Source organism: Streptosporangium sp. NPDC001681, assembly GCF_040298085.1.
Taxonomy (GTDB): domain Bacteria; phylum Actinomycetota; class Actinomycetes; order Streptosporangiales; family Streptosporangiaceae; genus Streptosporangium.
This window is the reverse complement of record NZ_JBEOZN010000047.1, coordinates 1-14,847: the sequence shown is the minus strand read 5'-3', so window position 1 is coordinate 14,847 and position 14,847 is coordinate 1. Positions and strand designations below refer to the sequence as shown.

The following is a 14,847-nucleotide window of genomic DNA, read 5'->3' as shown; positions in this document are numbered from 1 at the left end:
CGTCGACGCCGAGAACGGCGCGTCTCTGTCGTGGAATGCTCTGGCTCTGTCGGAGGACAACGGCTGGGCTGGGCTCGAAGGCGGAGACGCCGGTGAAGTGGACGAATCGCCGGCACCCGCAGGTGGACGACAGGGCGCTGAACGGGCTCAAGTTCAACACCGCGCTACCGCGTGAGCTCGCCGTCGAGACGCTGACCTCCCGCCTGGCCGACTTCTCCGCCGCGGCCTCCCTACTCACCGAACCAACTCGTCTTCCGGTTCGGTGACCAGGGCGGTCGTCCTGGCTGCTTGAACCTGCCTGCACCGGGGTGCGGCAACACACGCGCTCCGGGGTATCTGCCGCGACTTAAGTGCAATCCAATCAGACACGAACGAGATACATCAATTAGTGATGATATGCATATATGCGACAGCCACAAGCTTTAATCTTGTGCATCGTATTCACAATATGATTCACTGGCGTCGCACGATCGCCCCCACCCCCTGGAAAAGCGAGGTCCCGCCATGCACGGAAACCCGCAACCCTCGCAGCACGGCCACCCCCAACCCCCTCCACAGGCGGTGATCGTGCAGCGGAAGCGAGGCGGCTGCCTGCGCGCGACCCTCATCGGCGCCGCCGTACTGATCGGCCTGGTGGTGATCGGCGCCCTCCTCAGCGGAGGCGACAAGGACGGCGGGAACTCAGCGAGCTCGGACGACACCGCGGCCACCGACACCTCCACCCCCGCGAAGAAGACCGAACCCAAGTCGGCGGGAATCGGCGACACCGTCAGGGACGGCAAGTTCGCCTTCAAGGTCACCAAGGTCGAGAAGGGCGTCGCGCGGGTCGGCGACGAGTACGTCGGATCCGATGCCCAGGGGCAGTACGTCCTGGTGCACGTCACCGTGAAGAACATCGGCGACGAGTCCCAGCTGTTCAGCGACTCCTCGCAGAAGCTCATCGACACCAAGGGCAGACAGTACGACCCCGACTCCGGTGCCGCCGCCCTCGGGCTGAAGAATTCCAACGCCTTCCTCAACACCATCAACCCCGGCAACGCGGTCAACGGGATCCTGCTCTTCGACGTCCCGAAGAACTTCAGGATCAAGGCGATCGAACTACACGACTCCCCCTTCTCCGGCGGCGTCACCGTCGCCCTGAACGACTGACCACGCACCCCTTTTCGGACCGAACCACCGGTAAGATCCGGATCCGGCTATCCCCAACGGGCGCCCGATGCCCAACCTCTGACAAGAGGAGTCCCATGTTGGTCGCGCAGCGCTACGAGCTACGGCAGCCGATCGGCCGGGGCGGCATGGGGGAGATCTGGGAGGGCGTCGACACCCACCTGAACCGCAAGGTGGCCGTCAAACGTGTCCGGCGCGACCGGCTCACCGAGGAGACCGTCCGGCGGTTCAGGCGCGAGGCCCGGATCATGGCCTTGCTCCGCCATCCCGGGGTGCCCGCCGTCCACGACTTCGGGCAGGACGACTACGGGTTCTTCCTGGTGATGGAGTTCGTCGACGGCTGGCCCGTAACGCACGTGCTCGACGCGCACGAGAGCCTCCCCGTCTCCTGGGCCGCGCTGATCGGCGCACAACTCTGTGCCGTGCTGTCGGCGGCGCACGCTCGCTCGCTCGTGCATCGGGATCTGAAGCCGGGCAATCTCATGCTCTGCCGCGACGCGACCCTCGTCGTGCTGGATTTCGGAGTCGCGACGGTTCAGGGTTCACCTGACTTCTCAGTGATCACCGGAACGATGGGGGCGCCGGGCACCGAGCTGTACATGGCTCCCGAGCAGTTCCACGAGGGCAGGACCAGCGCGCTGACCGACCTGTACTCGGTGGGCTGCGTCCTCTACGAGATGCTCACCGGCCGGCGTGCCTTCCATCCGACGGGCTTCGTCACCGGGGTGGACGGACATTTCCGCCGCCCCTCGGCGCCGCTGGGAGCCGCAGTGCCCAAGGAGCTCGACGCGCTGGTGACGGCCCTGCTGGAGCGGGAACCCGGCCGACGTCCGCAACGCGCCGACGAGGTCTTTCACCGCCTCCTGCCGTTCGTACGGGACCTGCCTCCGCTGCCCGGCGTGGTCGATCGGGTGATGAGGCCGATCCACCTGTATGCCGGAGCGCTGTCCCGGGTCAGCTGGTGACCCGCATCATCACCTCGGCGGCCGTCGGCCGGCCACCCGGGTCCTTGGCGAGGCAGGCGGCCAGTGGAGCCTGGAGCGCTGCCGGCAGCACGGACAGATCCGGATGATGGGTGACGATCTTCCGGTAGACGAGGGGTGTGGAACCGGCGTCGAAGGCGTGTCTGCCCGTGGCGCCGAAGAGCATGGTCGCGGCCCAGCTGAAGACGTCGGAGGCCGGGCCGACCCGCTCACCGGAGATCTGCTCGGGAGACATGTAGGCCATGGTGCCCTTGAGGACGCCCGAGGTCATCGTGACCTGGTCCAGCGCCCTGGCGATCCCGAAGTCGATCACTCGGGGACCATCTGGACCGAGCAGGACGTTGGCCGGCTTGAAATCCCGGTGCACGATGCCCGCAGCGTGAATGCCCGCCAGCGCCGCCGCCGTCCCGATGGCCAGCCGGGTCAGACTGTCGCCGTCCCTCGGCCCCTCCTCCCTGACCAGCCGTTCCAGTGACGGACCGGGCACGTACTCGCTGATGATGTAGGCCACGTCCCCGACGACGCCGACGTCGATCACCCTGGCCGTGGCGAAGGGACGCACCCGCTGGGCCATGGCGGCCTCCCTGATGAAGCTCTCGCGTTCGGCCACACCGCCGATGATCCGGCTGTGCAGCACCTTGACCGCCACCGACTGCCCGCCAGGACCGTACGCGAGATAGACCGCGCCCTGGCCTCCTTCGCCGATCTTCTGGTCCAGCCGGTACGGCCCGATGCTGTCGAAGGGACGAGAGCCGGACGCGGTGTCCGCCGGGTACCACGGAGACGGGGAGGACGGCGGGGTCGGGGTCGCCTGGTAAGGCTGAGGCGTGGATGCTTGATAAGGCCGGGATGCTGGTGGCGGACCGTCGCCATCTCGGAAGGCCCGAGTTCCAGGGTGAGGCGCGGGTGCGTGGTAAGGCCCGGTCGGGGGCATCGGAGTCCGGTGGTGGTGCGGCGGCACGGGGGTGTACCGCCAGGTCCCCGAAGGGAAGTGAACCGTCGGCCGAGTCCGGAAGACGGATGATCGAAGAATGAACGCGTGCACCGTTGCGCCCAGCCAGTTCACAAGGATGAAGACCCCCACGATCACGTCGACCTCTGGCTCCTTGGTCGTGGGGTCATTGTCGCTATAAATTCCGGAAATGATGACGAACGCAAGCAGGAGAATGCTGTAGATACCGGTCGCGAATCCGGCGATTCGGCTTTTCAGCCGCACCGCTGCGTGTCCGATGATGAGGGGGGTCGCGAATCCGGCGGTGCCCAGTGGGACCAGCGCCCAGATCACGCTGAGCGGGAGGTTCCACCAGGGAGGCTTGCCGGGAACGCGCCCGTCGGCGCCGTAGTGATGGTGGAAGGCAGGGCCACCGGCTGGGAACACAGCGCACATGATACGGACCCACCACTGCCTACGGGGCGGGGCAGACGACGCCCCAGGCGACCGCCGGTGCGATCCGGCGGTCGCGGCGGGTCGTCGCGGCCGGTGACTCCGCGCGGCTCGAACCGGTCGTCACCTTGCCGTTCACCCCGCATTCCACACGTGACCCGATCGACCCGGGATGATTATCCACAGTGCTGAGCCAGATATAGCCGATGACCTGAAACGACCTGGTAAGTATGGAAAACAGGTGAGAGCGGTCAGGCGGAGCCGATGGCCCGAAACCGCAGCGGACGAGCGTTTCGCTCCGAGCCAGGAAATCGGCGTCCGTACCGCGCGGAGCCGCGGAGTCATCTCATTACGGGAACGATCCATTCCTTCACCGCCCGGCGACCACTAAAATCTCGTCCACTCGGAATCGTCCCTCCGAGGAGAAGCCTTGCTCGCGCCCGACCGCTGACATCGCTCCTATTCCCAGGCGCCCATCACCTCGACTCAGACCCCCACGACTCGAAGGAGAAGGGAACCACGTGAGCGTGCAGCAGTCCCGGGCCCGCGATCCCCAGCTGATCGACTCCAGCACGCGCCTGGTGGAGTTTCTCCGCCACCTCGCGTCGGCCCGCCGGGCCCCGATCCGGGATCTCCGCCACCACGATCAGGTGCTCTGGCTGGCAGACCTGCCGAACGAGGTCAAACCGGATCGCGAGGCGGGGCTGGGCGAGGTCTTCCTCTCCATCGATCCCGTCCGAAGCGCGCCACACCCGGCTCCGCCGGACAGGCTCTACGGCTGGCTGCGCCACGAGGAGCTCATCGACGCCGAACTGGACGCTCCGGAGCTGTCCGAGACCGGTCCGCGCCGCATCCAGGAGACGGACGAGAACGGGGAGACGACGTCCCGCTGGGAGACCCGGCAGGACCGGCCCGAGGTGGTCAGGGCCTATGGCGACTGGCTGCCTTCCTGGCAGGCCTGGGCGGAGGCGGAACGGGAGCGGCAACGGCAGCAGCACTGGTACCGCGACCTCTACTCGATCTCCAACCAACTGGACCAGGTCGAGGACCAGTTGGAACTGGTGCTGGCGACCGGCCTGCTCTCCTGGGAGGTGCCTGGCGGCCCGCGCGTCCGTAACCATCTACTCGCCACCCGCCTCCATCTCCAGGTCGACCGGCACACTCAGCGGGTGGACGTCCTGCTGGGCGAGACGGCGACCGTACTCCAGGACCGTGAACTGCTGGCCGACCTGGATGGGTTCGCCCCGCAGCGGACCGACCACCTCCGCCGGCGTGTCCGGGAGGGCGAAGGCGTCGGCCTGCGGGATTCGATGGCAGAGATCCTGGAGTCCTGGTGTGACCGGGGCCTGGACACCAACCCCGGCCCTCGATACCGGCACGACTGGTCTCCGGGCGACATGTCCGCCAGAGACGCCGAGGTACGGCCGGCGCCCGCGCTCGTGCTCCGGAAACGGGACCACGGTTCCCTGATCTCCTACTACGACCAGATGATCTCCACGCTGACCGGACCGGCACCCCAGACGCCCCTTGGGCTGGCGCAACTCGTCAGCCCTCTCGAACCGGCGGAGCGGATGGCCTTTATGCGGGACGGAGGGACCGCCTCAGCGGATACTCTCGGCCAGGATCCGCTCTTCCCGCTGCCCGCCAACCCCGAGCAACGCACGATCATGACTCGGCTGCGCTCGGACAACGGCGTCGTCGTACAGGGTCCACCGGGAACCGGGAAGACCCACAGCATCGCCAACCTGCTGTCGGCGCTGCTCGCGCAGGGACAGCGAGTGCTGGTCACCAGCCAGAAGGCGCAGGCGCTGCGCGTCCTGCGGGATAAACTCCCGCCGGAGATCGCCGCGCTCTGCGTCTCCATGACCGACATCGGCCGTGGCGGCTCCGCGGAACTCGAAGGCGGCATCAAAGCGCTGTCGAGCCGTTTCTCCTCCTTCGACCCTGCCCGGCAGGCCAGGGCCATCACCGAGAAACGGCACCAACTCGACTCCGCTCGTCGTACGACCGTCGAACTGACCGAGAAGATCCGGGCGCTGCGCGAGTCCGAGACTTACCAGCATGCCGAGATCGCGGCCGGCTACTCCGGCACTCTCGCCTCCGTGATCCGGCGCCTGCGGCAGGAGGAGCCGGAGTGTTGCTGGATCCCGACCCCTCTTCCCGCCTCGGCGACGGCCATGCCACCCATCTCAACCGGTGAAGCCGCGGAACTCATCACCCTGCTCGCCGGAGAGACCCCCAGGCGCGGCGCGAGGCTCTCCCAGCGCCTCCCCGACGTGGCCGCACTGCCCGGCACGGAGACGCTCAAGGCCCTGATCGCGGCGGAGAGCAGCGCGCACAGTATGGCCCGGCACGCCCAGACGAGCATCTCCGCACGCCTTGAACACCTTGGCCTCGATCTGCTCTCCCGGCTTGAGGCGGTGGCAACCGATGTCACCCTCCGGCTGCGACAGCTCGGCATGCCCGAGGAGCCGTCGGTTTGGGATCCGGCCGACTGGACGGTCCGTGCGCTGGCCGATGGATTCGGCGGTCGTGAGACGGCCGTATGGAACCAACTGGCGGCGCACACCCACCGTCTTGACGCGGCCCGGGACGCGATCAGCCGCATCGGCTTCCGTGAAATCCGGTACCCGTCGCTGGACGCGCCGGGCGCGGCGGGTTCGTACCTCCAGTCCATTCAGGCATTGCGCGACTACCTCGCCGCGGGCAACCAGCTCAAACGCGGCCTGTTCAAGCCCGCCGTGCAGAAGCAGGCCGAGCCGTGGCTGGCCGGCACGTCGGTCGACGGAATCACACCGTCCAACGCGGAACTGCTGTCACTGGTCATCGCCGAATTCGAAGGCCAGGCCGCCGTCGGAGAACTCCTGCGCGGCTGGCGGCTGGTCGGAGTGGAATTCCCGCAGGACCAGCCCCTGCAGCGTACGGTCGCACAGCTCGCCGATGCCTTCGATCGGCTCGATCAGGTGCGTCAGATCGTGTCGGCGGTGACGGAGACGGCCCGCCTGCTCGCCTCGACTGGCGCGTACGTCGCCCTCGGCACTCCCGCGCAGTGGGCGTCGTACGTGGCGGCTTTGCACGCCGTACGGCTCCAGGTCGAAGCCGAACAGGCCACCTCGGAACTCCAGGGCCTGTACGAGAGGATCCAGCGGGAATCCCAGCTCGGCCCTCCGCCCCCGGAGCTGCTGGAGGCCGGACACGCGGTGAAATCACGTGACGGCATCACCTACCAGCTCTGTCTCGGCGTGCTTGCCGACGCGCACCGCGAGCAGGCCGAACAGCGACGCTGCGACGAGCTCGCCGGCCGGGTACGCGACGCGCACCCGGCGTTACTCGGCCTGCTCGCCGAAGCAGGAACCTGGCAACCACACTTCTCCACTTGGGACCGTGCCTGGGCATGGGCCAAGGCACGGACGTTCTTCACCGAGCAGCGTCGGCCAGGCCTCGAACAGCAGCTGGAGTCCGACCTCGAAGCCGCGACCGCCCGGGAGATGCGCCTAACCGCGGAACTCGCCGCCGAACAGGCCTGGCAGGCGGCGCTGAGCCGGATGAACTCCCGCCAGACGACGGCGCTGCGGGCCTACCAGGATCACATCGGCAAACTGGGCAAGGGCACCGGACGGTACGCCGACAGGTTCCAGTCCCGCGCACGCGAGGCCATGCACGACGCGCGCGACGCCGTCCCCGCCTGGATCATGCCCATCCAGCAGGTGCTGGAGACGATCCCGCCGACCCGCGACTCCTTTGACGTCGTCATCGTCGACGAGGCCAGCCAGGCCGGTATCGAGGCGCTCTTCCTGCTCTGGCTCGCGCCTCGGGTCATCGTCGTCGGCGATGACAAGCAGTGTGCGCCCTCGACCGTGACTCACGGCGAGCTGGAGCCGACCTTCGCGAAACTGGCGACCTATCTCCCGGACATGCCCGCCTACCTCCGGGACGCGTTCACCCCCAAGTCCAGCCTCTTCGACCTGCTGGCGACGAGGTTCGGCACGGTTCTGCGGCTCAAGGAGCACTTCCGCTGCATGCCGGAGATCATCGACTTCTCCTCCCGGCAGTTCTACGCGGACGAGCCGCTGGTGCCGCTCCGGCAGTTCGGCGCCGATCGGCTACCGCCGCTGCGGGTGGTGCGCGTCACCGGCGCGCTGAGCGAGGGAACGGCGACCCGGCTCCGTAACGTCGCGGAGGCCGAGGCGATCGTGGATCGGATTCTCACCTGCGCGGAGGATCCGGCGTACCACGACAAGACCTTCGGCGTCGTGGTCCTGCAGGGTACCTGGCAGACCCAGCTGATCCACAACATGCTGCTCGATCGGCTGGACACCAAGGAGTGGGAGCGCCGGCGCCTGCGGGTCGGCACACCCCCCGACTTCCAGGGCGACGAACGTGACGTGATGTTCCTGTCCATGGTGATCGCCGAGAGGCGTTCGGCGGTGACGAGCACCGAGTGGCAGCGCAGGTTCAACGTGGCCGCCTCCCGGGCCAAGGACCAGATGTGGCTCTTCCACTCTGTCAGCCCCGACCTGCTCTCCCCGATGTGCCTGCGCCGATCGCTCCTCGGCTACATGCTGAACCCGCCGACGACACCGCTCAGCAGCTCGTTGAGCGATGTGACCCCCGACAGCCGTCATCCGGAGTTCGACTCGCTCTTCGAGCAGCGGGTGTTCCTCCGTATCCAGGAGCGCGGGTACAACGTCGTTCCCCAGGTGGAGGTCAACGGCCGCCGGATCGACCTCGTGGTGAGCGGGGCCGAGGGGCGACTCGCGGTCGAATGCGACGGCGACTTCTGGCACGGCACGCCTGAACAACGCGAGGCGGACCTCGACCGGGAGCGCGAGCTCAAGCGCGCGGGGTGGCGGTTCTGGCGCATCCGCGAGAGCGAGTTCTACTTCGATCCGGCGACGGCCATGGAGTCGCTCTGGGCCGAACTCGACCGCCGAGGCATCTCACCGGGCACGACCGTCGACGAGGGGAACGGCTCGCCACTGTCCTGGAGCGCCCTGGCCCTGTCGGAGAAAATCGGCTGGGACGGGCTTGAAGACGGAGACTTCAATGAGATGGACGAATCACCGATCAGGATGGTGACGGCGGCCCGTCTCGGTAGCCCCTCCTCAACCGGGGTGCCCACCGCGCAGATACGCACCTGGGCCCGCAACCAGGGGTACTCCATCGGCGACCGCGGCCGCCTTCCCGTAGAGGTGATCGAGGCATACCGGCAGTCGATGAACCCGGAACGGGCTTTCCCCGTTTCAGAACATGGCTGACATTGAACGCATGTCGAGACGCACCCTGGTCCAGGGCCCCGGCGGTCCCGGGTTCTGAGTAACCAGACAGCTGACAGCGAGCCCGCCGCGCCGGTCATGGACCGGTTTCCGCACCCGGTTGCGGGCGCAAGAGGTCAGCCATCAGGAGCAGGGCGCGGCGGTTGAGGTCGTCGCGGGCCGCCTCCAGCGCCTCATACGGCTGCCCGTCAAGGTCGGGGATGTCCCAGCGCAGCACCTGCTGAGCTGGTGACCGGTCGCAGGACGGCAGTGGAATGCTCACCGGGCCGAGCAGGACGATCACGTCGGCGGCCTGGAGCGCGTCGTCGGTGACGGGCTTGGGGAACAGGCGGTCGCCGGTCAGGTCGTGGCGCACTGACGAAGCTGTCACCAGCGTCGCGCCGACGGCCACTGCCGCCGGCGCGATCACCCGGGGTTTAGGGAATGAGCAGGAAGAACGGTTCGTCGGCGGCGGTGCCGTCGTTGACGACAGGCCGTAGCACGGCGGCGCGCCCGCACCACGCGCGAGATGTCAGGGCCCGGATACCGCGGTATCCGGGCCCTGCCGCGTCACCGGCGCGGCGCCTGCCACCGGGTGTCGAGCCGACCGTGCCGCATGCGGCCTACCAAGCGGACCTGCAGCGTCTCCGGCGCGTTGTGGCCCGCGTCCCTGCTGATCGCCAGCCAGCTGTGCCGTACCGACAGCTCGTTGGCGTCCACCACCATGCCCGGCGCGAGGACCAACTCCACGTTGCCGCCGCTCACCCGCAGCTCGATGACCAGCTCGGGCGCGCTGCGCACCGCGCTGGTCAGGTCCAGCGTCACGTCACACCACGCGGTGCGCAGCGCGAGCCGATGCGGCAGCGTCCACCGGCCGTCACGGCGCACCGAGCCGTGCCGCTCCTTGATGGTGAGCAGTTCGGCGGCCGGCTCGGCCGGCGTCCCAGCGAACGGCAGCGTGAGTGCGCCGTCGCTGCCTGGAACCGCGACCAGATCGGTGATGAGCGGGGCCAGCGCGTCGATGGTGCGGGCGGCCAGCGCCGCGTCCAGCCGCTCGTCGAACTCGACCGGGTCGAGCCGGCCGTCGGCGACGGCGGCGCGCAGCAGTTCGATGACCCGGTCGCGGTCCGCGTCGGACGCGCGCAGGGCGGGTAAGTTGGACTTCTCAAGACCCTGCGCATGGATCGCCTGTGTCGTCATCGGGGTCTCCTTTTCGTTGGCCCGTGGCGGTGTCACTCGCAGAACACCTGCACCTTGGTGTCGGGCTCGTCGACGTCGACGATGGCCTCGCCAAGCTGCTTGATGAGCTCCTCGACGTGCTGTGCTGACGCTTACCAGCACGGCCGTTCGGCCCTGCTCGATCTCGACCCAGGAGCCGGGCAGCGCCCACAGCAGTTGCCCGGTGCCGCGCAGCTCACCCACCGGGCCCACCCGGATCGACCAGTTCGGCCAGCGCCTCCTATCTCCCCCCGCCGCAGGCGGTCAACGACGCCGACGCCGGGGATGCCGTGCCGGTCTGCCAGCTCCTGCGGCGTCTCCTGGAGTTCCGTCACGCGAGGGCTGTCGTCAACCGAGGCAGGACCGGACGGCCTTGGCCAGGTTCGACGCCCGCGGGTCGTCGGGCCGGAAGTTCCAGAGGTTGGTGACGTAGCCGAAGCCGACACCGGCATCGGGGTCGGCGAAGCCGATCGATCCGCCCGAGCCCGGGTGGCCGAACGACCCCGGCCCGACCATCGGCAGCGGCGGGCAGGCTCGCCAGAACCCCAGCGACATGTAGAAGGAGCGGTCAGCCGGGATGTTCAGCCCCGGCGGCAGCCCGTGCATCGGCGTCTTGTCGGTCTGGACGGCTGTCATCTTCTCGACTGTTGACGGATCGAGCAGCCGCACCCCGTCGACGTCGCTGACCGTGGCGGCGTACATCCGCGCCACCGATCGCGCGTCCGCGAGCATGTTCGCGGCCGGGAACTCGGCCGCGCGCCAGGCACGCGTGGTGTGATAGCCGGTCGTGTTGTCCAGGGCGCCGCCGAGCTCACCGGCGCGGGCTTGGACCGAGCCCGGGCCCCACACGGCGTTCACCCATGCGGTGACGGTGTCCGCGTCGAGTCCGGTGATCGCGATCAGCCCGGCCGTGAGCTCCTCCACGCTGAACGGTGCGGCGTAGTGGATCCGGGCCACCCGTCTCTCCTGTTTCTCAGGCAGCCCGATCCAGGCGCTCAGTCCGAGCGGGGCGGCCACCTCCTCGGCGAAGAACCTGCCCAATGACTTGCCGGAGATCCGGCGCACGACCTCCCCGACCAGGAACCCGAACGTGACGCTGTGGTAGACGTGCTCGGTGCCCGGCCGCCACAGCGGCTTCTGCGCCTCGAGTGCACGGATGACCGGGTGCCATGCGCAGGCCTGCTCGAATGTCAGCGGTCCGTCGACGATCGGCAGACCGGCCTGGTGTGACAGTAACCAGCGCACCGGGATCTGGCCCTTGCCGGCAGCGCCGAACTCCGGCCAGTACTGGGCCACCGGGGCGTCCAGATCCAGCTCACCGCGCTGTGCCGGCATGTGGGCACAGATCGCGGTGGCGCCTTTCGTGGTGGATGCGACCTGGACGATGGTGTTCTTGCGCCACGGTCGGTTCGCCTCGCGATCGGCGAGGCCGCCCCACAGGTTGACGACGGGGCGGCCGCCCACGTAGACGCTGCACGCCGCGCCGACCTCGCCGGGGTTGTCTTTGAAGTTCTTGCGGAACGCGTCGGCGACTTTTCCCCAGCCGTGCTCGACACCGTGCTCGACATCGTCACCGCTCACGGAGGCGTTGGCGCGGCCGGCGAGGGCGGCGTGCGTGCTGGCGAGCGCGCCGGCACCCAGCACGCCCTTCAACACGGTCCGGCGCCCGACGTGTCCCTGTTCGGGTGTCCCGCTTGTCGTTTCTTCCATGCTGTATTCCTTGCTAGAGATCTGAAATGTAGGGAGTCTGAGACTTCTGGAGCAGACGTACGTCGAATCGACCGGGACGGTCCGTGTTGCTGGATCGGTGCGGCAAGAGTGGTGTGCGAGGAGCACGAGCAGTTTTCGTCGAAGGCGGACACGGCCGGTCATCGGTTCCATGCCGTCGTGTCGCTCCGGCTCGCACTTGGTGGTCTTGTCGTGGAACGCGAGCCGCCCTCGTCAGGGGGCCACCGGAATACGGGCGCAAACGGGCCGCGGACGCGATCGCCGCAGGCGAGCAGCCACAGCGGTGGCGGGCGGCCCGTACGCGCTCTCGCCTGTCATTGGTTCGTGGTTACGCGTCCCAGGTGACCGGGAGGCTCTTGACCCCGTAGATGTCGGCGGTCTCCGGGCGCAGGGCGACCTCTTCGGCGGGTACGGCCAGGCGCAGCGTGGGGAAGCGGTTGAGGAGTGCGGGGAAGGCGACGCGCATCTCGACGCGGGCGAGCTGCTGGCCCAGGCACTGGTGGATGCCGTGGCTGAAGGCCAGGTGGCCGCCGTCCTGCCTGCGCAGGTCGAGCACGTGGGGGTTGGGGAAGCGCTCGGGGTCGCGGTCGGCGGTGTTGAGCGACAGGATGACCGTCGTACCGGCCGTGATGGTGTGGCCGCCCAGCTCGATGTCCTCCAGCGCGACCCGGTAAAACTGCTTGGCGACGCTCAGATACCGCAGCAGTTCTTCGACGGCCTGGTCGGTGAGCGTGGGCTCGGCGCGCAGCGCGGCGAGCTGGTCCGGGTTCTGCAGCAGCGCGAAGGTGCCCAGCGCCAGCATGTTCGCGGTGGTGTCGAACCCGGCCGACAGCAGGATCAGGGCGATCCCCTGCAGTTCCTCGTCGGTCAGGTCGCTGTCGAGCAGGTCGCTGAGCACGTCGTCGGTGGGGTTGGCGCGCTTGGCGGCCACCAACTCGGCGAGGTAGTTCTGGGTCGCGGTGTAGGCCGCGATCAGTTCCTCGTCGCCGACCTCTCCGCCGAGGAACTTGTCGATGTTCTCCTGGAAGAAGCCCCGGTCCTCGTACGGCACGCCCAGCAGCTCGCAGATCACGATGGCGGGGATGGGCTTGGCGAACGCGGTCACCAGGTCCACCTGCGGTCCGGCCTTCTCCATGGCGTCCAGGTGGTCGGCGGTGATCTGCTCGACGCGTTCGGTGAGCAGCCGCATCCGCCGGACGGTGAACTTACCGACCAGTGGTCTGCGGTAGCGGCCGTGCCGTGGCTCGTCCATGAGGAGGAACTCGCCGGGCGGCGCCGGGGGGACCTCGATGTCGCCGTAGTCGATCAGCGGGTGGTGGCGCATGAGCTCCTTGCGCGAGCTGAACCGAGGGTCGGCCAGGACCGCCCGGACCAGGTCGTAGCCGGTGACCAGCCAGCCCTGGTGCCCGTCGGGGAAGGGGAAGCGGCTGATCGGGCCGTGCTCACGGGCCTCGATCAGCTCCTTGGGCGGGTCGAAGGGACAGCCGGAGTGACGCGCCGTCGGCATCGTCGTGACGGTGTGGAGGGATTCAGTCATGATCTTCCTTGTCTCGCGATAGGACGTGTTGTGTGGAGCTCGAAGGGTGCGTTGCAAGGAATGGCAGCGAGCCACATGCTCTGGCGGGTATGCCGATCCGCGGCGGCGGCGGTGCGGGTCGCTCCAGTCCACGACATCGGGGCGACATCAGTACCTGGTGGGGGGATCGGCCCGCCCACGGTGGAGGCCGTTCGTCACTCGCACCGGCAAGGGTCAGCGGCTGCCGCACGTGTTCCGGGTGGTCCGCTCACAGCCCGGTGCTCATCTCGCGTAAATCTCCTGGAAGCCTCCGCCCGGCAGCGGAGACAAGCCGAGGAAGTGCTGTTCTTGTTCAGGGCAACCGCGCCGCGATCCGCCTGTCCGCCACGCTCGTCGGGATCAAGACGAGCCCGACCGATACGGTCTAGGAGATCTTGCGGCGGTAGGTGTTCATGGCGAAGACGTAGGCGACGATGAGGATGCCGGCACACCAGGCCAGGGCGATCCAGATGTCGGTGCCGACCGGCTGCTGGGTGAACAGGTCGCGGATGGCGTTGACGATGGAGGTCACCGGCTGGTGCTCGGCGAAGACGCGCAGCGGGCCGGGCATGGTGTCGGTGGGCACGAATGCCGAGCTGAGGAAGGGCAGGAAGATGAGCGGGTAGGAGAACGCGCTCGCGCCGTCCACGGACTTCGCGGACAGGCCGGCGATGACGGCGAGCCAGGTCAACGCCAGGGTGAACAGGATCAGGATGCCGGCGACCGAGAGCCACGCCGGCACTCCCGCCCCCGAGCGGAAACCCATGAGCAGGGCGACGAGCACGACGACCACGAGCGAGATCAGATTGGCGACCAGCGAGGTCAGCACGTGCGCCCACAGCACGGACGAGCGTGCGATCGGCATGGACTGGAAGCGCTCGAAGATGCCGCCCTTCATGTCCATAAACAGCCGGAAGGCGGTGTAGGCGATGCCCGAGGCGACCGTGATGAGCAGAATGCCGGGCAGCAGGTAGTTCACATACGAGACCGACCCTGTGTTGATCGCGCCGCCGAACACGTAGACGAACATCAGCAGCATGGCGATCGGCATTATCGCGGTCGTGACGATGGTGTCCACGCTGCGTGTGATGTGGCGCAGGGAGCGTCCCAGCAGGACGGCGGTGTCGCCGAAGAAATGCTTGCTCATCGTTGTTCCTTACTTGCGTACCGAGATGCGGTGTTTGCCGGCGTCGCCGTCTTGCCGTCGGCACCGACGAGGGTGAGGAAGACGTCCTCGAGGGTCGGTTGCTTCTCGACGTATTCGACCTTGGCGGGCGGGAGTAGCTGCTTGAGCTCGGCCAGGGTGCCGTTCACGATGATCCGGCCCTGGTGGAGGATCGCGATCCGGTCGGCGAGGTGTTCGGCCTCGTCCAGATACTGCGTGGTGAGCAGCACCGTCGTGCCTTGGGCGGCGAGTTCCTTGACCGCCTGCCATACCTCGATGCGCGCCTGGGGGTCGAGCCCGGTCGTCGGCTCGTCGAGGAAGATGACCGGCGGATTGCCGATGAGGCTCATCGCGATGTCCAGGCGGCGGCGCATGCCGCCCGAATACGTCGA

Annotated in this window: 11 protein-coding genes; 4 read left to right on the top strand and 7 right to left on the bottom strand. The window is 68.1% G+C overall.

Annotation, left to right across the window (positions count from 1 at the left end; translation table 11 throughout):
- Positions 1 to 92 precede the first annotated feature (92 nt).
- From ABT130_RS22040 to ABT130_RS22030, 3 genes are all read left to right on the top strand, one after another.
- Positions 93 to 266 (top strand): hypothetical protein, encoded by a 174-nt coding sequence (locus tag ABT130_RS22040; RefSeq protein WP_343962691.1) that lies wholly within the window; start codon positions 93 to 95, stop codon positions 264 to 266.
- A 301-nt stretch (positions 267 to 567) separates the two neighbouring features.
- Entirely contained in the window at positions 568 to 1,149 is a 582-nt protein-coding gene (locus ABT130_RS22035; protein ID WP_343962693.1) for a DUF4352 domain-containing protein, read from the top strand.
- Positions 1,150 to 1,244: 95 nt separating this feature from the next.
- Entirely contained in the window at positions 1,245 to 2,132 is an 888-nt protein-coding gene (locus tag ABT130_RS22030) for a serine/threonine-protein kinase (protein WP_343962694.1), read from the top strand.
- On the opposite strand, the gene ABT130_RS22025 is transcribed toward ABT130_RS22030, so the two are convergent.
- Positions 2,122 to 3,084, bottom strand: a complete 963-nt coding sequence (locus ABT130_RS22025) for a serine/threonine-protein kinase (protein ID WP_350957927.1) — start codon at positions 3,082 to 3,084, stop codon at positions 2,122 to 2,124. The two genes, ABT130_RS22030 and ABT130_RS22025, sit on opposite strands and share 11 nt — an antisense overlap.
- Positions 3,085 to 4,055: 971 nt before the next feature.
- Between ABT130_RS22025 and ABT130_RS22020 the strand changes: the two genes are divergently transcribed.
- Complete coding sequence (locus ABT130_RS22020) at positions 4,056 to 8,792, top strand: PDDEXK-like endonuclease domain-containing protein (RefSeq protein ID WP_350957859.1); 4,737 nt, start codon at positions 4,056 to 4,058, stop codon at positions 8,790 to 8,792.
- A 94-nt stretch (positions 8,793 to 8,886) separates the two neighbouring features.
- Here ABT130_RS22020 and ABT130_RS22015 read toward each other — a convergent pair whose 3' ends face one another.
- From ABT130_RS22015 to ABT130_RS21990, 6 genes are all read right to left on the bottom strand, one after another.
- Positions 8,887 to 9,180: a hypothetical protein gene (locus tag ABT130_RS22015; RefSeq protein ID WP_350912445.1), complete on the bottom strand. Its 294-nt coding sequence runs from the start codon at positions 9,178 to 9,180 to the stop codon at positions 8,887 to 8,889.
- A gap of 179 nt (positions 9,181 to 9,359) precedes the next feature.
- Complete coding sequence (locus tag ABT130_RS22010; RefSeq protein ID WP_350957857.1) at positions 9,360 to 9,989, bottom strand: DUF1707 SHOCT-like domain-containing protein; 630 nt, start codon at positions 9,987 to 9,989, stop codon at positions 9,360 to 9,362.
- Between the two features lie 366 nt (positions 9,990 to 10,355).
- Complete coding sequence (locus ABT130_RS22005) at positions 10,356 to 11,717, bottom strand: serine hydrolase domain-containing protein (RefSeq protein WP_350957856.1); 1,362 nt, start codon at positions 11,715 to 11,717, stop codon at positions 10,356 to 10,358.
- 346 nt (positions 11,718 to 12,063) lie between these two features.
- Positions 12,064 to 13,272 carry a cytochrome P450 gene (locus tag ABT130_RS22000; RefSeq protein WP_350957853.1) on the bottom strand — a complete coding sequence of 403 codons (1,209 nt, stop codon included), beginning with the start codon at positions 13,270 to 13,272 and terminating at the stop codon, positions 12,064 to 12,066.
- Between the two features lie 403 nt (positions 13,273 to 13,675).
- Entirely contained in the window at positions 13,676 to 14,437 is a 762-nt protein-coding gene (locus ABT130_RS21995; protein ID WP_350957850.1) for an ABC transporter permease, read from the bottom strand.
- The coding region (locus ABT130_RS21990; RefSeq protein WP_350957847.1) for an ATP-binding cassette domain-containing protein at positions 14,434 to 14,847 on the bottom strand (414 nt) is incomplete at its 5' end. The genes ABT130_RS21990 and ABT130_RS21995, both read right to left, overlap by 4 nt.